Origin of the sequence: Amycolatopsis sp. CFH S0740 (assembly GCF_004522315.1) — a bacterium.
Lineage (GTDB): Bacteria > Actinomycetota > Actinomycetes > Mycobacteriales > Pseudonocardiaceae > Amycolatopsis > Amycolatopsis nivea.
In genome coordinates this window covers 1-19,010 of sequence record NZ_SDLS01000056.1, presented here as the reverse complement: position 1 = coordinate 19,010, position 19,010 = coordinate 1, and the positions used below count along the sequence as shown (strand labels likewise).

At 71.4% G+C, this 19,010-nt stretch carries 19 protein-coding genes; 15 read left to right on the top strand and 4 right to left on the bottom strand.

The features are described 5' to 3' along the window. Nucleotides 1–30 precede the first annotated feature (30 nt). A complete protein-coding gene (locus tag EIZ45_RS45040) occupies nucleotides 31–1,065 on the bottom strand; it encodes a TRM11 family methyltransferase (RefSeq protein ID WP_205670323.1) in 1,035 nt (344 codons plus the stop codon). Nucleotides 1,066–1,090: 25 nt separating this feature from the next. Between EIZ45_RS45040 and EIZ45_RS45035 the strand changes: the two genes are divergently transcribed. Continuing rightward, nucleotides 1,091–2,101 (top strand): bifunctional oligoribonuclease/PAP phosphatase NrnA, encoded by a 1,011-nt coding sequence (locus tag EIZ45_RS45035; RefSeq protein WP_134670168.1) that lies wholly within the window; start codon nucleotides 1,091–1,093, stop codon nucleotides 2,099–2,101. A gap of 111 nt (nucleotides 2,102–2,212) precedes the next feature. On the opposite strand, the gene EIZ45_RS45030 is transcribed toward EIZ45_RS45035, so the two are convergent. Beyond that, entirely contained in the window at nucleotides 2,213–2,782 is a 570-nt protein-coding gene (locus EIZ45_RS45030; RefSeq protein ID WP_134670170.1) for a TetR/AcrR family transcriptional regulator, read from the bottom strand. Between the two features lie 247 nt (nucleotides 2,783–3,029). On the opposite strand from EIZ45_RS45030, the gene EIZ45_RS45025 reads away from it, so the two are divergent. The 12 genes from EIZ45_RS45025 to EIZ45_RS44970 all read left to right on the top strand — a co-directional run bounded on the left by EIZ45_RS45025 (nucleotide 3,030) and on the right by EIZ45_RS44970 (nucleotide 15,887). Continuing rightward, on the top strand, nucleotides 3,030–4,367 hold the full coding sequence (locus EIZ45_RS45025) for an MATE family efflux transporter (protein WP_037812524.1): 1,338 nt from the start codon (nucleotides 3,030–3,032) through the stop codon (nucleotides 4,365–4,367). A gap of 57 nt (nucleotides 4,368–4,424) precedes the next feature. Next, entirely contained in the window at nucleotides 4,425–5,246 is an 822-nt protein-coding gene (locus tag EIZ45_RS45020; protein ID WP_134670173.1) for a PhzF family phenazine biosynthesis protein, read from the top strand. 111 nt (nucleotides 5,247–5,357) lie between these two features. Continuing rightward, complete coding sequence (locus EIZ45_RS45015; protein ID WP_134670175.1) at nucleotides 5,358–6,677, top strand: nitrate/nitrite transporter; 1,320 nt, start codon at nucleotides 5,358–5,360, stop codon at nucleotides 6,675–6,677. Nucleotides 6,678–7,183: 506 nt separating this feature from the next. After that, nucleotides 7,184–8,101, top strand: a complete 918-nt coding sequence (truB, locus tag EIZ45_RS45010; protein WP_134670177.1) for a tRNA pseudouridine(55) synthase TruB — start codon at nucleotides 7,184–7,186, stop codon at nucleotides 8,099–8,101. 42 nt (nucleotides 8,102–8,143) lie between these two features. Then, nucleotides 8,144–9,109: a bifunctional riboflavin kinase/FAD synthetase gene (locus EIZ45_RS45005; protein WP_078870440.1), complete on the top strand. Its 966-nt coding sequence runs from the start codon at nucleotides 8,144–8,146 to the stop codon at nucleotides 9,107–9,109. Nucleotides 9,110–9,273: 164 nt separating this feature from the next. Beyond that, nucleotides 9,274–9,750, top strand: a complete 477-nt coding sequence (locus EIZ45_RS45000) for a helix-turn-helix transcriptional regulator (RefSeq protein WP_043827020.1) — start codon at nucleotides 9,274–9,276, stop codon at nucleotides 9,748–9,750. Between the two features lie 3 nt (nucleotides 9,751–9,753). Next, nucleotides 9,754–10,266 carry an RNA 2',3'-cyclic phosphodiesterase gene (gene thpR, locus EIZ45_RS44995; protein WP_134670180.1) on the top strand — a complete coding sequence of 171 codons (513 nt, stop codon included), beginning with the start codon at nucleotides 9,754–9,756 and terminating at the stop codon, nucleotides 10,264–10,266. Between the two features lie 144 nt (nucleotides 10,267–10,410). Next, entirely contained in the window at nucleotides 10,411–10,680 is a 270-nt protein-coding gene (rpsO, locus tag EIZ45_RS44990) for a 30S ribosomal protein S15 (protein ID WP_037812514.1), read from the top strand. Nucleotides 10,681–10,918: 238 nt separating this feature from the next. Then, nucleotides 10,919–13,165, top strand: coding sequence for a polyribonucleotide nucleotidyltransferase (locus EIZ45_RS44985; protein WP_043827022.1), 2,247 nt, complete (start codon nucleotides 10,919–10,921; stop codon nucleotides 13,163–13,165). 165 nt (nucleotides 13,166–13,330) lie between these two features. Beyond that, entirely contained in the window at nucleotides 13,331–14,695 is a 1,365-nt protein-coding gene (locus EIZ45_RS44980; RefSeq protein ID WP_037717895.1) for a pitrilysin family protein, read from the top strand. Beyond that, entirely contained in the window at nucleotides 14,692–15,441 is a 750-nt protein-coding gene (dapB, locus tag EIZ45_RS44975; protein WP_134670182.1) for a 4-hydroxy-tetrahydrodipicolinate reductase, read from the top strand. The genes EIZ45_RS44980 and dapB overlap by 4 nt, the downstream gene beginning before the upstream one ends. Continuing rightward, nucleotides 15,438–15,887 (top strand): tetratricopeptide repeat protein, encoded by a 450-nt coding sequence (locus tag EIZ45_RS44970; protein ID WP_167756728.1) that lies wholly within the window; start codon nucleotides 15,438–15,440, stop codon nucleotides 15,885–15,887. The genes dapB and EIZ45_RS44970 overlap by 4 nt, the downstream gene beginning before the upstream one ends. 89 nt (nucleotides 15,888–15,976) lie before the next feature. On the opposite strand, the gene EIZ45_RS44965 is transcribed toward EIZ45_RS44970, so the two are convergent. Beyond that, complete coding sequence (locus tag EIZ45_RS44965; RefSeq protein WP_134670184.1) at nucleotides 15,977–16,492, bottom strand: hypothetical protein; 516 nt, start codon at nucleotides 16,490–16,492, stop codon at nucleotides 15,977–15,979. A gap of 152 nt (nucleotides 16,493–16,644) precedes the next feature. Here EIZ45_RS44965 and EIZ45_RS44960 point away from each other — a divergent pair, with 152 nt between their 5' ends. Then, the gene (locus EIZ45_RS44960; protein ID WP_167756727.1) at nucleotides 16,645–17,121 is read left to right on the top strand and encodes a GtrA family protein; all 477 of its coding nucleotides are present in this window, start codon (nucleotides 16,645–16,647) and stop codon (nucleotides 17,119–17,121) included. Here EIZ45_RS44960 and EIZ45_RS44955 read toward each other — a convergent pair. Next, nucleotides 17,111–17,665, bottom strand: a complete 555-nt coding sequence (locus EIZ45_RS44955; RefSeq protein ID WP_037812502.1) for a GNAT family N-acetyltransferase — start codon at nucleotides 17,663–17,665, stop codon at nucleotides 17,111–17,113. The genes EIZ45_RS44960 and EIZ45_RS44955 overlap by 11 nt on opposite strands. A 50-nt stretch (nucleotides 17,666–17,715) precedes the next feature. Between EIZ45_RS44955 and EIZ45_RS44950 the strand changes: the two genes are divergently transcribed. Then, complete coding sequence (locus EIZ45_RS44950) at nucleotides 17,716–18,930, top strand: winged helix-turn-helix domain-containing protein (protein WP_134670186.1); 1,215 nt, start codon at nucleotides 17,716–17,718, stop codon at nucleotides 18,928–18,930. Nucleotides 18,931–19,010: the final 80 nt, after the last annotated feature.

The window sequence follows — 19,010 nt, the reverse complement described above, 5'->3', positions numbered from 1 at the left end:
TGCACGCGGTAACGCTATTCCGCGATCGATTCAGGCCGGTTTTCCCGCCACCACAAGGTCCCGCACGATCGCCTGGTCCACCCGGTGCGCCAGCTCCTCGTACGGCCCGCCGGACCGCACCGCCAGCCCCGCCCGTTCCAGGATCGCCACCAGTTCCTCGCGCGGCAGTACATGCGTGTTCCACGAGATCCCGATGGCCCCGCCCGGCCGGAGCACGCGGTTCCACACCGGGATCGCCGCCGCGAGGAGGTCGCGCGGGCTGCGCGCCAGACCGGTCTCGCGGTGGCTGCCGTGCTGCACGCCGTACGGCGCGTCGGTCACGATCAAGTCCACCGACGCCGGGCGGAGGACCTCGTCGGTGGTCAGCGTGTCCGCGTTCAGGTAGCTGAGCCGGCGGGTGCGGCCGGACTTGTAGTCGTCCTTGTCGAACGCGTACTCGATGTCCAGCCGGCGGCCGAGGCGGACCTTGTTGCGGCGCAGCTGCCCGGATTCCGCGGTGTGCTTCACGCGCTTCGTGCGCAGCCACGTCTTCACGAACTGTTCGTACGCCTCGAAATCGCGCGCGTCGACGTCGAGGCCGGTGGCGTCGAAGCCGTACATCACGGCCTGGTTCAGCGTCGTCCCGCGCCCGCACAGCGGGTCGAGCACGTGCAGTTCGCGGTCCGGCCAGTCCGCGGGCCGCGAGGTCGCCAGCAGGGTGAGGTTGAGCAGCAGTTTCGTGAACTGCTCGTTGGTCTTGCCCGGGTACTTCTGGATGGTCAGCAGGTCGGAGTCCGCCTTCGCCAGCGGGTGCACGGCGACCGGCCGCAGCACGCCGTCGCCCAGTTCGAACAGGGCGTACAGCGAGGACAGGTTCGACAGCAGCGCCAGGTCGCGCTCGCCGAGCGGGGCCGCGCAAGCGAATTTCACGTACCCGACCCCGCCGAGTTCGATCTCTTCGATCGCCGACACCTCGGCGGACAGACCGGCGCCGAAGGCCGCCAGTTCGGCGCGCAGCAGCGCCGGCGACGAGGCGGCGTACACGCGGTTGGCGGAAGGCAGAACGAGGATCACGTACTCAGGCATCCCGCAGAGCGTAGCGTGACACTTCGTGACAGCTTCCCTGGTACAGGACATCGAGGCCGCCGCCGCACTGCTGGCCGGGGCCACCGACGTGACGCTGCTCGGCCACGTGCGCCCCGACGCGGACGCCCTCGGCAGCGCGCTGGCCCTCGGCCACGTGCTGCATCGCCGCGGCGCGAACGTGCGAGTCGCCTTCGGCGAGCCGGACGAGGCCCCGGAAACACTGGCGTGGCTGGACGTCGACGGCCTGATCACTCCCGTCGGCGCCCTCCCGCCGACGGACGGTCTGCTGGTCGCGTTGGACACCCCGACCCTGGCCCGCCTGGGCAGGCTCGCCCCGCGGGTCGCCGCGGTCCGCGACGCGGGCGGTTCGGTCCTGGTCGTCGACCACCACGCGACCAACGCGCGCTACGGCACCCATCACGTCGTGGACGACACCGCCGAAGCGACGGCAATCCTGGTCACGCGGATCGTCGAGGCGATGGGGGTCGAACTGGACGCGGCCGCCGCGCGCTGCCTGTATGCCGGGGTGGTCACCGATACGAGCGGCTTCCGCCGGGCGAGCCCCGAGACGCACCGGATCGCCGCCCGTCTCCTGGAAGCCGGGGCCGACCCGGGCGAGGTGGCCCGCCGCATCGTCGATGATCACCCGTTCGCGTGGCTGCCGATGCTGTCGACGGTTCTGTCCGAGGCCCGGCTGGAACCCGAAGGGGCGCAAGGATTCGGCTTCGCCCACACGGTGGTGCGCGCCGCCGCCGCGGCGACGGTGCGGCTCGAAGAGGTGGAGTCGGTGATCGACGTGGTGCGCGCGACGCGGGAGGCCGGTGTCGCGGCGGTGCTTAAGGAGGCCGGGCCGGGTCCAGTGTGGACGGTCTCGCTGCGCTCGGCCGGCGACATCGACGTGTCCGCGGCCGCCGCGGAGTTCGGCGGGGGAGGGCACCGGATGGCGGCGGGGTGCACGGCGGAAGGTCCGGCGGAGGAGGTGCTGGACCGGCTGCGGAAGGCGTTGGGACGGGCGCCGCTGTTGCGGGCTTCCTGAACCGGGCTGGGCGAGTTCGACGGCAGCATCAGCGCAGCCGCGTCCGGAAGCTTCGCTGGACCCGTGTCGTACTGCTGACTGGGTCCGGCGCTCGCGGAAGACGCGGCCTGGTCAGCTTGGTCGGCGCAGGCCGTCCAGCACGAGGGTGATGACGTCGTCGGCCTCGGCCCGCCACCGGGGACGGTCGTGGGCCGCGCCGATGCCGTGCAGAGCCATCATCACGGCACCGGCATCCACGTCGTCGCGAACGGCACCGTCTTGCACGGCAGCGGCCACCAGGTCGGTGACGGCCTCCTCCAGCGCCTGGCTGCCCCCGGCCAGTGCGTTCGAGCGGTCGGCCATGAGCGTGGCCAGCGTCCGGGCCAGGCCGGCGTGGGCGTCGATGTGGTCGACCATGCCGCGCAGGAACGTCGCCAGCGCCTCCGCCGCGGGCAGCGTGGCTTGCAACTCGCGGGCGCGGTCGCACAGCGCGGCGACTTCCCCGTGGTAGACCGCCTCGGCCAGCGCCTCCCTGGTGGGGAAGTGGCGGTACAGCGTGCCGGTGCCCACCCCGGCCAGGCTGGCGAAGTCGTCGAAGCGCAGGTCGAAGAACTCGCCCGCGTCGAAGATCTCGCGCGCTTTGGCGACCAGGAGGTCGCGGTTGCGCTGGGCGTCGGCCCGCAGCGGCTTGCCCGCGGTCATGCGCTGCCCTCCCGTCGGCAAGCGGAGATCGTCTCCAATTCAATCGTACTGCACGAGGTGGCGCGAAAATCCTGCTGCCCGGCCGCAGCTGAGACAGCCGCCCGTGCCGGAGCACGCCACAGAGGACGCCCGCCTGTCCTAGATTCCCTTGCCCGATAAGCGAATCTCGGGTCCCGCTTGCCCGCATCCGGTCGCCCTCGCGGTCCGGGCCGCCGGAATTGTCGGTGCCGGTAGTTACTCTCCTCCCGTGTCCGAAAACGCCACGACCACCGCCGTAAGCGGTGACCGCATCCCGCCCCGCCGAGTGTTCGGCCTCGCCGTGCCCGCGCTCGGCGTGCTCGCCGCCGAGCCGCTCTACGTGCTGGTCGACACCGCCGTCGTCGGCCATCTCGGGGCGTTGCCGCTCGCCGGCCTCGCGCTGGGCGGCGTGGTGTTGTCGCAGGTCTCCACGCAGCTCACCTTCCTGTCGTACGGCACCACGTCGCGGACCGCGCGGCTGCACGGCGCGGGCAGGCGCGCCGACGCGGTCCGCGAAGGCGTGCAGGCCACTTGGCTGGGCGTGCTGGTCGGGCTGGTGCTGCTGGTCGCGGGGCAACTGCTGGCCGGGCCGATCGCCCGCGCGCTTTCGGGCAGCGACGAGATCGCCGCGGCGGCCGTGTCGTGGCTGCGGATCGCGTTGTTCGGCGCGCCGCTGATCCTCGTCACGATGGCGGGCAACGGCTGGATGCGCGGCGTGCAGGACGCCACGCGTCCGCTGCGCTATGTGCTGGCGGGCAACGGAATCTCCGCCGTTCTGTGCCCGGTGCTGGTGTATGTCGCCGATCTCGGGCTGGAGGGGTCGGCGATCGCGAACGTCGTCGCGCAGGTCGTGTCCGCGTCGATGTTCGTCGCCGCGCTGGTGCGGGAAAAGGTGCCGCTGCGGCCGGATTTCCCGGTGATGCGGGCACAACTGGGTCTCGGCCGGGACCTGGTGCTGCGCAGTTTCGCGTTCCAGGCGTGCTTTGTGTCCGCTGCCGCGGTGGCCGCGCGCACCTCGACCGAGGCGGTCGGGGCGCACCAGGTGGTCCTGCAGCTCTGGACGTTCCTGTCCCTGGTGCTCGATTCGGTCGCGATCGCCGCGCAATCGCTCGTCGGCGCGGCGCTCGGCGCGGGAGCGGCGCGGCAGGCGCGCGGGGTGGCCACGCAGATCACCGGATACGGCTTGATTTTCGGCTGTTTCCTCGGCGTGCTGTTCGCGGCGTTGTGGAGTGTCCTGCCGCACGCGTTCACGTCCGATCCGGGAGTGCTCGGCGAAATCCCGCACGCCTGGTGGTTCTTCGTGGCCCTGCAACCGATCGCGGGCGTGGTGTTCGCGCTCGACGGGGTCCTCCTCGGCGCGGGTGACGCCGCCTTCCTCCGCACCGCCACGCTCGTCAGCGCCGGGCTCGGGTTCCTGCCGCTGATCTGGCTGTCGCTGGCGCTGGGCTGGGGGCTGAGCGGGATCTGGAGCGGGTTGTCGCTGTTCATGGTGTTCCGGCTGGCGGCCGTGGTGGCGCGATGGCGGTCCGGGCGGTGGGCCGTGGTCGGCGCGGTGCGGGAGGCGTGATGGCATAACGGCGAAACCCGCTCGCCGCCGGCGCCCGGCGGATGCGAGGGTGGGCGCATGCCGAAGTTCACCCAGGTCGACGTCTTCACCGACGAGCTCACCCGAGGCAACGCGCTCGCTGTCGTGCACGACGCGGACGGGCTGTCCGACGAGCGGATGGCGGCGTTCGCCCGCTGGACGAACCTCAGCGAGACCACGTTCCTGCTGGAGCCTTCCGACCCGGCCGCCGACTACCGTGTGCGGATCTTCACGCCGCACGGCGAGCTGCCCTTCGCCGGGCATCCGACGCTCGGGTCGGCGCGGGCGTGGCTGGCCGCCGGGGGAGAGCCGAAAGCCGGGCACCTCGTGCAGGAATGCGGGGCCGGGCTGGTCCGGGTGCGCCGCGACGGCGACCGGCTGGCGTTCGCCGCGCCTCCGCTGCGCCGCGGCGGTCCGGTGGACGAGGCTGACCTCGTCGCGGTGAAGCGCGGTCTGCACCTCGGCGACGCCGACGTCCTCGACGGGCGCTGGGCGGACAACGGCCCCGGCTGGGTCGCGCTGCTGCTGCGCGACGCGGCGACCGTCCTCGCCATCGAGCCGGACTTCGCCGCGCTCGGCGAGTTCAAGGTGGGCGTCGCCGGTGCGCAGCCGGCCGGATCCGACACGGCCTTCGAGGTCCGCGCGTTCAGCGACACCGTCGAGGACCCGGTCACCGGCAGCCTCAACGCGGCGCTCGGCCAGTGGCTGATCGGCGACGGCATCGCGCCCGAGTCGTACGTCGCGGCGCAGGGAACGCGGCTCGGCAGGCGCGGGCGGGTGCACGTCGAACGGGACGGCGACGACGTGTGGGTCGGCGGCGAAACAGTCGTCGGCATCCGGGGCGAAGCGGATCTGTGGTGAAGCACACCCCGGTCACGGCTATGTCTCGAGGTTGCTGAGGCGATACAACTATCGAGGCGGCAGCGTCGTCGTCCTCCTAGTCCGACGCTCGCCTGCTTACTGGAGGAACTCTTGACGCCCGCCGGCCGCGCCCCTGTCCGGTCCTGGCTCATCTGGCTCACCGCGGTCACGGTGTACCTGCTCGCCGTTTTCCACCGCACTTCGTTCGGCGTCGCCGGGCTGAAGGCGGCCGAACGCTTCGGCGTCGGGTCCGCCGCGCTCGGCATCTTCACCGTCCTGCAGGTCGGCGTGTACGCGGCCATGCAGATCCCGACCGGCGTGCTGGTCGACCGCTACGGCCCGCGCCGCGTGCTCACCGCCGCCGTCCTGATCCTCGGCTCCGGGCAGCTGCTGCTCGGCGTCGCCGACACCTACGCACTCGGCCTGGTGGCCCGCGGCGTCCTCGGCCTCGGCGACGCGCTCACCTTCGTCAGCGTCCTGCGCCTCGTCGCGGCGCACTTCCCGGCGCACCGGTACGCACTGCTCGCGTCCTTCACCTCCTGCGTCGGCTACATCGGAAACCTCGCCGCGACCGTCCCGCTCACCCTGCTCCTCGACGGTCCAGGATGGACAGTCACCTTCCTCGCCGTCGGCGCGGTGACGGTGCTCTATGCGGTGCCGGTCGCGCTGCGCGTCCGCGACACCCCCGAAGGCGTACCGGAACGCAAGCGCGAACCCGTGCGCCCGGCGGAACTCGGCAGGCAGGTCAAACTGGCCTGGCGGACTCCCGGCACCCGGCTGGGTTTCTGGGTGCACTTCTCGACGATGTTCGCGCCGAACGTGCTGACCCTGTTGTGGGGCGTGCCTTTCCTGGTGCAGGGCGAAGGTTTGCCTGCGGCGACCGCCAGCGCGCTGCTCACCGTCTTCGTATTCGGCTCCATGGCAGGCGGCCCGCTCCTGGGCGCGGTGATCGGCCGCGCCCCAGTGCTGCGAGTGCCGCTGGTCATCGGCTACCTCGCCGGAGCGGCGATCGTGTGGGCGGTGCTGCTCGGCTGGAACGGCCACATCCCGGTAGGCGTCCTCGTCCCCGCATTCGCCTTCCTCACCCTGGGCGGCCCGGCGTCGATGATCGGCTTCGCCATCGCCCGCGACTACAACCCGCTGTCCCGCGTCGGAACCGCGACCGGAGTGGTGAACGTCGGCGGCTTCCTGGCGACCACGGTGACCGCCCTGCTGATCGGCATCCTCCTCCAGGCAACCGGCGGCAACTTCCGGATCGCGCTGCTGGTCGTCGTGGCCATGCTGGCTCTGGGCGCTTCGCGAATGCTCGTGTGGTGGCGCCGGGCCCGCGCCCACGTATTCGCCGCGGAAGCCCGAGGCGAAGAGGTCCCGGTCCGCATCCGGCGGCACCGCTGGGACCGCGCCCCGGAAGAGGCCGTGGCCGCCGCCTGAGCCACCCGCGCCGACCCGGTTCGACTGCCCTGGGCATGTCGTCCGGGGCGGCCGCCCGAGCCAGTCGCCCTGCTCAGGTGCCCAGGTAACTCGCTGGAGGTGCCCGCCCCAGGCAGCCGCTCGTCCAGGGCGGTCGGCCGGGACGCTCGCCTGACCGGTTGCGCAGATCGGCAGCCTGGAGCGCTCGCCCGGTCGGTTCCCCAGACCAGGTCGATTGCCCAGGACACTTGCCCGGATCCCCGCCCAAGCTGGTCGCCCGCCCAGTGCACTTGCCGGGCCCATTCGCTGGGGCTGGTCGACCGCTCAGGGCGCTCGCCCGGACCGTCCGCCCGAGCCGGTCGCCCGCCCAGTGCACTTGCCCGGACCATCCGCCCGAACCGCCCGCCCAGCCGACCAACCGCCCGGACCAGCCCCGAACCCAACCCCTCTCCAGCCCCCCACCACCCCGCACCCCCGCCCAGAACCGGGCGCCAGCCGCGGAATCCGGTCTAGGTAGGGTTTCCGCCGTGTCTCGCCCGAAAGAACCGCGTCGTCCCGCCCCTCCTCCCGGACTGCTCATCGTCGACAAACCGGCGGGCATGACGTCGCACGACGTGGTCGCGCGGGCGCGGCGGATCATGGGCACCCGCAAGGTCGGCCACGCCGGCACGCTCGACCCGATGGCGACCGGGGTGCTGGTGCTCGGCATCGAGCGTGCCACCAAACTGCTCGGCCACCTCGCGCTCGACCGCAAGACCTATCTCGCCACCCTGTCGCTCGGCCGGTCCACCACCACCGACGACGCCGAAGGCGAACCGCTCGGCGCCGAGGCCGCGCCGGAAACCCTGGCCGCTGTCACCGACGAGCAGATCGGCGACGGGATCGCCGCGCTGACCGGGGACATCCAGCAGGTGCCCAGCGCCGTCTCCGCGGTCAAGATCGACGGCAAGCGCGCCTACGCCCGGGTGCGCGCGGGCGAGGACGTCGTCCTCCCGCCGCGGCCGGTAACCGTGCACCGGTTCGACGTTCTCGGTCTCCGCCGCGAGGACGACCGGATCGAGCTCGACGCGATCGTCGAATGCTCGTCCGGCACCTACGTCCGCGCGCTCGCTCGCGATCTCGGCGCCGGGCTCGGCGTTGGCGGGCACCTGAAAGCCTTGCGCCGCACCACAGTCGGGCCGTTCACGCTCGCCCGCGCGCGCACGCTCGACCAGCTCGAAGAGAAACCGGAACTGTCGCTGGACCTCGACGCCGCCGTCGCCGCCGCGTTCCCGCGCCGCGATCTCGACGCCGCCACCGCCAAGGCAGTCCAGTACGGCAGGCGCATCCCGGCCGCCGGGATCACCGGCACGTACGGCCTTTTCGCGCCGGACGGCCACGTGCTCGCGCTGGCCTCCGACACCGAGGGAGTGACCCGTTCGGTGGTGGTCCTCCTGCCCGCATAGGGTGGGAGGCAAAGGCACCTCGCTCGGGGAGAGTTGACAACAGTGCAGCGGTGGCGTGGGCTCGGGGACCTCCCGGGCGGCTGGGGACGGTGCGTGGTCACCATCGGCGTGTTCGACGGCGTGCACCGCGGGCACCAGGAACTGATCAAGCGCACCGTCGCGACGGCCGCCGAACGCGGCGTGCCCAGCGTGGTGCTCACCTTCGACCCGCATCCGTCCGAGGTGCTGCGGCCGGGCAGCCATCCCGCGCAGCTGACGACCCTGCGGCGCAAGGCCCAGCTGGTCGAGGGGCTCGGCGTGGACGTGTTCTGCGTGCTGCCCTTCACCCTCGAGCTGTCCCGGCTCAGCCCGCACGAGTTCGTGCACGAGGTGCTGGTCGACCGGCTGCACGCGGCCGCGGTGCTGGTCGGCGACAACTTCACCTTCGGGGCCAAGGCCGCGGGCAACGTCGCGCTGCTGCGCGAACTCGGCCGCCGCTTCGGGTTCGTCGCCTACGGCGCGGAGCTGCAGGGCCGTTCGCTCGACGACGACCGCGGCGCCAACGACATCACCTTCTCCTCGACGTACGTGCGCTCGTGCATCGACGCGGGCGACGTGGTGGCCGCGGCCGACGCGCTCGGCCGCCCGCACCGGCTGGAAGGCATCGTCGTGCGCGGCGACGGACGGGGCCACGACCTCGGCTACCCGACGGCCAACCTGTCCACCGCGCGCTTCGCCGCCGTGCCCGCGGACGGCGTCTACACGGCCTGGTTCACCCGGCTGTCCGATCCGGACCGGCGGCTGCGCGCGGCGGTGTCGGTCGGCACGAACCCGACGTTCTCCGGGCGCGAGCGCACCGTCGAGGCGTTCGTGCTGGACGTCGACGAGGACTTCTACGGCCAGCACGTCGCGCTGGACTTCGTCACCCGGTTGCGGGATCAGGCGCGGTTCGGCGCGCCGGCCGATCTCGTGCGGAAGATCGACGAGGACGTGGCCCGGACCAGGGAAGCGCTCGGCTCGGACAGCTGAGCGGACCCGGTCCCGGGACAGGCCGGTTGCGGGGCGAATCGGGCGTTCCGGCCCGCGGGGGACGCCCGGAGTGGCAAGATGGGCCGGCGGCGCCGGGCCGGGGAAGCGAAGTGGGCCGGCAGCACCGGGCCGCGGGGACGACAGCGCTAGGGGAGCGGAGCTAGGTGGAGGACCACAAGATCGTCCAGCGGAACATCGCGCTGCAGCGGGAGTGGTACGGGGAGCCGCTGGGCGATCGGGTGCGCAGGCTGGTCGTGGCCTTCGACGTGTCGCAGGCGTTCCTGGCCGAGGTGCTGGGGATCAGCGCGCCGATGCTGAGCCAGGTGATGAGCGGGCGGCGGGCGAAGATCGGCAATCCGGTCGTGCTGGCCAGGATGATCATGCTCGAGCGCAAGATCCTGGTGCCCGAGGTCGCCGCGGGCGACCGCGACGCGATGCAGGCCGCGCTCGAGGACGTGCGCGATTCGCGGCCCACCGTCGGCCGCGACAACATCCCGGTCAACTCGGACGAGAAGATCGTGCTCGCGGGCATCCGGGACGTCGCCGAGGACGAGAACCTGGCCGAGGCGGCGAAGCTGCTCGACGAGGACTTCCCGGCGATCGCCGACCTGCTCCGCCGCGCGGGAGCCTCGGGCCAGTAGCCGATGCAGCTGTTCGCCGCGCTGCGCCCGCCCGCCGACGTCGCGGCGGAAATCGCCGACGCGCTCGGCGGACGGGACCGGCTGCTGCGCTGGTCCGATCCGGCCGGCTGGCACATCACGCTGGCCTTTTACGGCGAGGCGGACCCCGCCGGATGCGCCGCCTTCCTCGACCGGGCACTGGACGGCCGAAAATCCGTTGACGTCCGGCTCGCCGGTTCGGGAACATTCCCGGGAGTGCTGTGGTTGGGAGCGGCGGGGGAGGACCTCGCCGATCTCGCCGCGGCCGCGACCATGGGCTCCGGCGAACAACGCCCGTACCGGCCGCACCTGACGCTGGCGCGATGCTCCCGCACGCGGCCGCCGACGGCGTGGACGGAACACCTCGCCGGCTTCCGCGGCCGGGCCTGGACCGCGGACCGGGTCGAGCTGATGGGCGGCGGCAGCCCGTACCGCACGCTGCGGTCCTGGCCGCTGCGCCGCGCGGGAGCCGGCCGCGAGCCGACGCTGCCCAGCTAGCCGCACGCGGCTGAAGCCGCAGTTCAACCGGCTGGTAACCTCGCAATCGGGTCCGGCTGCAGTCCGTGGCGGCCGTGACCGTCTCACCCGGCCGCGTGGCGCGGTGCGGGCCTCACGGCACTAGATGCACAAGGAGCACCACCAGTGGCGCTGTCCACCGATGAGAAGAAGACGATCCTCGCCGAGTACGGGCTGCACGACTCGGACACCGGATCCCCCGAGGCCCAGGTCGCGCTGCTCACCAAGCGGATCATCGGCCTCACCGAACACCTGAAGACCCACAAGCACGACCACCACTCCCGTCGCGGTCTCCTGCTGCTGGTCGGCCGTCGCCGCCGGCTGCTGAACTACACGGAAAAGGTGGACGTGGCGCGGTACCGGGACCTGATCAAGCGTCTCGGCCTGCGCCGATAGCGTGCTGACGAGGGGGAGCGGCTTCGGCCGCTCCCCCTCGCCGCAAGCACACCCCCCCACACGGCGCGAGCGCGCTGGAGGAACGATCTCGCCGGTCCTCGGTAGTGGTTCCCGGGCAACGGACCCGGGGGCTTCGATCGAAGACCGGCCTCACACCTCCTCGAGCGTCCTCGGGCGAACCGGGTCCCACAGTGGGAGACTCTCGCCGTACGAAGGAACCAAAGAGGAGATTGACCATATGACCGACTCCACCGGAGTCACCGTGTTCGAGACCGAAGCCGTTCTGGACAACGGCCGGTTCGGCACCCGCACCGTCCGGTTCGAGACCGGCCGGCTCGCCAAGCAGGCCGCCGGCGCCGTCGTCGCGTACCTGGACGAAGAGACCATGCTGCTGTCGGCGACCACGGCGTCGAAGCACCCGAAGGAGCACTTCGACTTCTTCCCGCTGACCGTGGACGTCGAGGAGCGGATGTACGCCGCCGGCCGCATCCCGGGCGCGTTCTTCCGCCGCGAGGGCCGCCCGTCGACCGACGCGATCCTCACCGCCCGCCTGATCGACCGCCCGCTGCGCCCGTCCTTCGCCGACGGCCTCCGCAACGAGATCCAGGTCGTCATCACCGTCCAGAGCCTCAACCCGGACGACCCGTACGACGTGCTGGCGATCAACGCCGCGTCGGCCTCCACCCAGATCGCCGGCCTGCCGTTCTCCGGCCCGGTCGGCGGCGTGCGCGTCGCGCTGATCGAGGGCCAGTGGGTCGCCTTCCCGACCTGGCCGCAGCTCGAGAAGGCCACCTTCAACATGGTGGTCGCCGGCCGCATCGTGGGCGACGACGTCGCGATCATGATGGTCGAGGCCGAGGGCACCGAGCACACGCTCGACCTGATCGCCGACGGCGGCACCGCGCCCGACGAGACCACCGTCGCGCAGGGCCTCGAGGCCGCGAAGCCGTTCATCCGCGTGCTGTGCGAGGCGCAGCAGCGCCTGGCCGCCGACGCCGCGAAGCCGACCGGCGAGTTCCCGCTGTACCCGGCCTACCAGCCGGACATCTACGAGGCCGTCGCCGCGATCGCGTCCGACGAGCTCGCCAAGGCGCTGCAGATCGCCGGCAAGCAGGAGCGCGACGCCGCGACCGACGAGGTCAAGGCCGCCGTCCTGGAGAAGCTCGGCCTCGGCGAGGGCGAGGCCTTCGAGGGCCGCGACAAGGAGGTCGGCGGTGCGTTCAAGGCGCTGACCAAGAAGATCATGCGCACCCGCGTCCTCACCGAGAAGATCCGGATGGACGGCCGCGGCCTGACCGACATCCGCCAGCTCTCGGCCGAGGTCGCCGTGGTCCCGCGGGCGCATGGTTCGGCGCTGTTCGAGCGCGGCGAGACCCAGATCCTGGGCATCACCACGCTGAACATGCTCCGCATGGAGCAGCAGATCGACTCGCTGTCCCCGGAGACGACGAAGCGCTACCTGCACCACTACAACTTCCCGCCGTTCTCCACCGGCGAGACCGGCCGCGTCGGTTCGCCGAAGCGGCGCGAGATCGGCCACGGCATGCTCGCCGAGCGCGCCCTGGTCCCGGTGCTGCCGAAGCGGGACGAGTTCCCGTACGCGATCCGCCAGGTCTCCGAGGCGCTGGGCTCCAACGGCTCCACCTCGATGGGCTCGGTCTGCGCGTCCACCATGGGCCTGTTCAACGCCGGCGTGCCGCTGAAGGCTCCGGTCGCGGGCATCGCCATGGGCCTGGTGTCCGACGAGGTCGACGGCGAGACGCGTTACGTCGCGCTCACCGACATCCTCGGCGCCGAGGACGCGCTGGGCGACATGGACTTCAAGGTCGCCGGCACGAAGGACATCATCACCGCGCTGCAGCTGGACACCAAGCTGGACGGGATCCCGTCCGAGGTGCTCGCGGCCGCGCTGAAGCAGGCGAAGGACGCTCGCCTCACCATCCTGGAAGTCATCGCCGAGGCGATCGACGGCCCGGACGAGATGAGCCCGTACGCCCCGCGCGTCACGTCGGTGAAGATCCCGGTCGACAAGATCGGCGAGGTCATCGGGCCGAAGGGCAAGATGATCAACTCGATCACCGAGGAGACCGGCGCCGACATCTCGATCGAGGACGACGGCACGATCTACGTGGGCGCGGCCGACGGCCCGTCGGCGGAGGCGGCGATCGGCAAGATCAACGCCATCGCCAACCCGCAGCTGCCGAAGGTCGGCGAGCGCTTCCTGGGCACCGTGGTGAAGACTGCCGCGTTCGGCGCGTTCGTCTCGCTGCTGCCGGGCAAGGACGGCCTCGTGCACATCTCGAAGCTGGGCAACGGCAAGCGGATCGCGAAGGTCGAAGACGTGGTGAACGTCGGCGACAAGATCCGCGTCGAGATCGCCGACATCGACAACCGCGGCAAGATCAGCCTGATCGTCGTCAAGGAAGAAGAGGCGGCGAAGCCCGCTGAGGGCGACGCGGAGGCGGAGAAGGCCGAAGCCAAGTAAGGCACCCGCAGTTCCATGAGGGCCTCCTGACCCGAGGTNCACCCGCAGTTCCATGAGGGCCTCCTGACCCGAGGTGGCTCGTGAGTGGCTATGCCGGTTCTAACCGGCATAGCCACTCACGAGCCCGGGTGGGAGGCCCTCGATGCACGTGAGCAAAGGAATCCATTGGCACGGCAGGTTTCCGGGCACGAGCAGCCCGTCGGCACCACCCGTACGCTCGAGTCCACTTCGGACGGTGCGGTCGTCAAGCGGAGCGTCCTTCCCGGCGGTCTGCGGGTGATCACCGAGCACGTCCCCGCCTCCCGGTCGGCGACGGTCGGGCTGTGGGTCGGGGTCGGTTCGCGGGACGAGCCGTCGCCGGTCGCGGGCGCGGCGCATTACCTGGAACACTTGCTGTTCAAGGGAACCGCCCACCGCGACGCCACCCAGATCGCGGAGGAGATCGACGCGGTCGGCGGCGAATTCAACGCCTTCACCGCGAAAGAGCACACCTGCTACTACGCCCAGGTCCTGGACGCGGATCTGCCGCTGGCGCTCGACCTCGTCACCGACGTGGTCTTCGAAGCGCAGTGCACCGATCGCGACATGGACATGGAGCGCAGCGTCGTCCTCGAAGAGATCGCGATGCGCGACGACGACCCGGAAGACCTGCTGCACGAGGAGTTCGTCAGCGCGATCCTCGGCGACCACCCGCTGGGCCGTCCGGTGCTGGGCACGGAAAAGTCCATCACCGAGATGTCGCCGGTCGCGCTGCGCGGCTTCTACCGCCGTCGCTACACCCTGCCGCGGATGGTGCTCGCGGTCGCCGGGAACGTCGAACACGGCCAGGTTTTGCGGCTGGTCAAGCGCGCGCTGAAGGACCGTCTGGGCGGCACGGCGACGCCGGTGGCGCCGCGGTCCGGCCGTGCGCGGCTGAAGACGGTGCCGAAGCTGGCGCTGCACCCGGACGACACCGAGCAGGCGCACGTGATGCTCGGCTTCCGCGCGCTGCCGCGGCACGACGAGCGCCGGTTCACCCTGTCGGTGCTCAACGCGGCGCTCGGCGGCGGCATGAGTTCGCGGCTGTTCCAGGAAATCCGCGAGCGGCGAGGCCTGGCGTACCAGGTGTATTCGTCGGTGGCGAGCTACGCCGACCTCGGACACATGTCGGTGTACGCGGGCTGCCAGCCGGAGCGTCTCGGCCAGGTCGCCGGGGTGATCCGCGAGGTGCTCGATTCGGTCGCCGCGGACGGGCTGTCCGACGCCGAGGTCGCGCGCGCCAAGGGGCAGCTGCGCGGCGGGCTCGTGCTGGGCCTGGAGGACACGTCGTCGCGGATGTCCCGGATCGGCAAGAACGAGCTGAACTACGCCCGGTACCTGGGCGTGGACGACACGATCGCGCGGATCGACGCGGTCACGACCGAGGACGTGTGTGCGCTCGCTCGCACTCTGCTGCGGCGCCCCGGCGGGGTGTCGTCCGCGGCGGTGGTGGGGCCGTACGCTCACGCCGACGACCTGCCGGACGATCTGCACGAGGTGATCGCGTCATGACCGAGTCCCCGATCCGCGTCGGCGTGCTGGGCGCACGCGGCCGCATGGGCGCCACCGTGGTGAAAGCCGTGGAAGGCGCCGCGGACCAGGAACTGGTGGCCGCGCTGGACGCGGGCGACGATTTCGCCGCGCTGGAAAAAGCCCAGGTGGTCGTGGACTTCACGCATCCGGACGCGGTGATGGACAACCTGCGCTGGCTGATCGCGCACGACCTGCACGCGGTCGTCGGCACCACCGGCTTCAGCGAGGAGCGGCTGGCCGAACTGCGCGGGCTGCTGGCGGACAAGCCGTCGGTGGGCGTGCTGATCGCGCCGAACTTCGCGCTGGGCGCGGTGCTGGCGATGCGGTTCGCGGCGCAGGCGGCGAAGTTCTACGCCTCGGCCGAGATCATCGAACTGCACCACAACCGCAAGGCCGACGCCCCGTCCGGCACCGCCGCGCACACCGCGCGGATGATCGCCGCCGCGCGGGCCGAGGCCGGGGTCACTCCCGGCTCGGACGCCACCACGTCCGAATTGGACGGTGCCCGCGGCGCCTCCGTCGAGGACGTCCACGTGCACTCGGTCCGGCTGCCGGGCCTGGTGGCGCACGAGGAGATCCTGTTCGGCGGCGAGGGCGAAACCCTGACCATCCGGCACGATTCGCTGGACCGGACGTCGTTCATGCCCGGCGTCCTGCTCGGCGTGCGCTCGGTGGTGTCGCGTCCCGGCCTGACGGTCGGCCTGGAGAACGTGCTCGACCTGTGAAAGCTCGCAATTTCGCGCTGCTGATGACGGCGGCGCTCGTGGTGTACCTCGTCCTGCTGGCGGACCGGGCCGTGGCGCTGCTGCAGACCGGGACGCCGGCCGGGATCGCGCTGGGCATCGGCGTGTTCCTGCTGCCGCTGCTGGGCGTGTGGATCGTCGTGGTGACGTGGCGCTCCGGCATGCAGATCCAGCGGCTGTCGCGGCGATTGGACGCCGAGGGCGGCCTGCCGGACGTGTCGGACCTGCCGCGCCGCCCGTCCGGCCGCGTGGACCGCGACGCCGCGGACGCGTGGTTCGACGAACGCCGCGCGGAAGTCGAGGCGGACCAGGAAAACTGGCGGCCCTGGTACCGGCTGGCGTACGCGTACGACATCGCGGGCGACCGGCGGCGGGCGCGGGCGACCATGCGCAAGGCGATCGAACTGGAAGCGGCGGAACGGAAGTAGCGCTGGTACCGCGCTCCCGCTGATGTTCGTGAGGGGCACCCTGAGGGAATCAGATTCCCGCAGGGTGCCCCTCACGTACGTCTAGTCGCTTACTGCAGCCAGCCGGCGAACATCGCGGGCGAAGCCGCCAGCAGGCTGAACCGCACCCACCGCCCGGCGAGGCCCGCGGCGAGGAACGTCGTCAGCCGCATCCGGACCATCCCGGCGAGCACGCTCGTCGCCATGAACGGGGGCAGCCCGACGAGCGAGCTGACCCCGTAGGTGCCGGTCATCCAGTGCGGATGGCGCTGGCAGCGTTCGCGCAGCGCTTCGATCTTGCCGCGGATCACCTTGGTGCGCAGCTGCCAGCGGACCCGGCGCGGCGTCATCGGGCGTTCGCGGTGCAGCCGGTCGTGGAGGAATTTCGGGAGCCGGATCGAGCCGCGTGCGGCCAGGTAGTACAGCAGTTTCCCGGCGATCTGCCCGACCGCGACCGCGCCGCCCAGCCACAGCCAGTGCACGCCGGGCTGGCTCGCACAGAGGCCGATGACGAAGAGTTCGGCGTTGATCAGCGGCACGATCGCCGAGCCGAAGGCGACGCCGAGGGTGATGAGCACCCATCCCATCGCGCCACCCCCTCCGTGTCCGTGCTCACTCCAAGCTATCAGCCATCACGAAAAGATCACGGGGGTTAACCCCACTCTTTCCCCGGGAGCCAACCCCAGAAGATCACCTGGCCGACCGGTCTCGGACACCTTCTGCTGCCACTCTCGAACCCGTGCCTGAGGTGCCGATCGCCGACCGTTTCGCCGGGTTGTGCGCCGCCGTCGTGCGCGTGCTGCCGTTCGGGTTGCCGCGGATCGTCGCGCCGAGTTTCCTCGGTTTCGCGGTGATCAACGGCTTCACCTTCGGTGTCGATCTTCTGCTGCTGACGCTGTTTCACGGCGGGTTGAAGTGGCCGGTGTGGCTGTCGATCAGCGTCGCGTACGTGGTCGCGTTCGGGTTGAGTTTCGTGCTGAACCGCGCGCTCAACTTCCGTTCGCACGCGCCGATGGGCCGCCAGGCCGTGCTGTACGTGGTGGCGATCGCGGTGAACTACCTGGCGTTTTTGCTCGGGCTGGGCGCTGGATTGGCCGCGCTGGGCGTCGAGTACCACCTGTCGCGGCTGATCGCCGGGGCGTGCGAGGGCGTGTTCATGTACTCGGTGATGCGCTGGGTCGTCTTCGCGAAGCGCGAAGAGCCGGTCAGTGTGTGAGTTCCAGTTCCAGGGTGCCGGTGAGCCGGACCTCGCGCAGCGTGCCGCGGCCGGTGTCGAGGGTGCGGACGGTGCCGTCGGGAGACCAGCCGGCGCGGCGGTAGAAGCCGAGCGTCGCGTGGTCGGACTGCGCGACCCAGGTGATGCCGCGGCTGAGCCCGTTCGCGCGCAGGTCGGCGGCGGCGGTCGCGAGCAGCCGCCCGGCGTGCCCGCGACGGCCCCAGCGCGGCTCGACCACCAGCGACGCGATCAGGCCGGGCGCGTCCTCGGGCGCTGACCCGTCGGCCGCGGCGGCTTCGTCCTGCGGGGCCGGGCCCGCGACGCAGTAGCCGACCGTGAACGAGCCCTCGGCGGCCAGGTAGACGCGGGAGCCGGGGTACTCGATCGTCTCCGCCCAGGTGCCTTCGAGGTCGGCCTTGTCGAGTTCGTCGATGGCTTCGTCGCCCAGCAGGCCGGCGTAGGCGGCCCGCCAGGTCAGCCGCTGGATGCGGGCGATCTCCGCGGCGTCGGACGGGTTCGCGGGGCGGACTTCGGCGGCACTCACGCGGGCAATGTACCGAAACTGTCGGGGGTGGCTGGCACCATGGCGGAATCATGCAGACGATCAGCCTTTCCGCCGCCCGCCGCACCGCTCTGGCCGCGCAGGGGTTCGCCGACCCGCGGCCCGCCTCCGACCCGACCCGGCGGCACCTCGCCAAGGTGCTGTCGCGGGTCCAGTTGCTGCAGCTGGACTCGGTCAACGTCGCCGTGCGCGCGCACTACATGCCGCTGTTCTCGCGCTTGGGCGCGTACGATCCCGCGCTGGTCGACGACGCCGCGTGGAGCCACCGCGCCCGACGGCCGCGGCTGCTGGTCGAGTCGTGGGCGCACGAGGCGAGCCTGCTGCCGATCGAAGACTGGCCGCTGCTGCGGTCCGGCGCGAAGCGGGACGGCTGGTGGCGGAACTACACCAAGGTGGTCGACACGATGCCCGGCCTGCTCGACGACGTGCTGGCGGTCGTCAAGGAACACGGCCCGATCGGCGCCGGAGCGATCGAGAAGGAACTGGAGACCGAGGCGGTCCGGCGCGGGCCGGGGGCGTGGTGGGAACGCTCGGTGGTGAAGAAGGCGTGCGAGTACCTGTTCGGCGTCGGCCAGCTGAGCACCGGAACGCGGCGGTCCTTCGAGCGGCTGTACGACCTGACGGAGCGAGTCGTGCCGCCGGAGATCCTGTCCCGCAAGGTTTCCGCGGAGGAGGGTGCCCGCGGCCTGATCGACCGTTCGGCGCGGGCACTGGGCGTGGCGACGGAAACCGATCTGCGCGACTACTACCGCCTTGGCCCGGACGTCTCTCGGCAAGCTGTCCAGGAGCTGGTCGAGGAAGGCGTCCTGGAGCCGGTCCAGGTGGCCGATTGGCGCGCGGTCGCGTACCGGCACGCCGACGCGCGGACGCCGCGGGCAGTGTCCGGACGGGCTTTGCTGTGCCCGTTCGACCCGCTGATCTGGGAACGCGCGCGGACGGAGCGGTTGTTCGGATTCCGGTACCGCATCGAGATTTACGTGCCGGAACCGAAGCGGGAGTACGGGTATTACGTGTTCCCGTTCCTGCTGGACGGCGCGCTGTCCGCACGAGTGGACCTGAAATCCGACCGGGCGGCCGGGGTGCTGCGCGTGCAGGGCGCGTTCGCCGAACCCGGTGTCGACCAGCCGCGAGTGGCAGCGGAACTGGCCGGAGAACTGCGGACGATGGCGGAATGGCAGGGACTGGACGGCGTGACGGTGGGGGAGCGGGGTGACCTGGCCCGGGCATTGCGACGAGCGGTGAAGTGAGCGGGGGCGGCTCGTGAGTGGTGGTGCCGGTTCTTGCCGGATGTTGAGTCTCAGGACATCGCCGACAGTTGGTGTCTCAG

Bases quoted from the DNA above. Each gene is read 5' to 3' on its own strand.
- EIZ45_RS45030 (WP_134670170.1), bottom strand. From the start codon at position 2,782: ATGACCGCGGGCAAGCCGCTGCGGGCCGACGCCCAGCGCAACCGCGAC.
- EIZ45_RS44965 (WP_134670184.1), bottom strand. From the start codon at position 16,492: ATGGGATGGGTGCTCATCACCCTCGGCGTCGCCTTCGGCTCGGCGATC.
- EIZ45_RS44985 (WP_043827022.1), top strand. From the start codon at position 10,919: ATGACCGACTCCACCGGAGTCACCGTGTTCGAGACCGAAGCCGTTCTG.
- thpR (WP_134670180.1), top strand. From the start codon at position 9,754: ATGCAGCTGTTCGCCGCGCTGCGCCCGCCCGCCGACGTCGCGGCGGAA.
- dapB (WP_134670182.1), top strand. From the start codon at position 14,692: ATGACCGAGTCCCCGATCCGCGTCGGCGTGCTGGGCGCACGCGGCCGC.
- EIZ45_RS45020 (WP_134670173.1), top strand. From the start codon at position 4,425: ATGCCGAAGTTCACCCAGGTCGACGTCTTCACCGACGAGCTCACCCGA.
- EIZ45_RS45040 (WP_205670323.1), bottom strand. From the start codon at position 1,065: ATGCCTGAGTACGTGATCCTCGTTCTGCCTTCCGCCAACCGCGTGTAC.
- EIZ45_RS44950 (WP_134670186.1), top strand. From the start codon at position 17,716: ATGCAGACGATCAGCCTTTCCGCCGCCCGCCGCACCGCTCTGGCCGCG.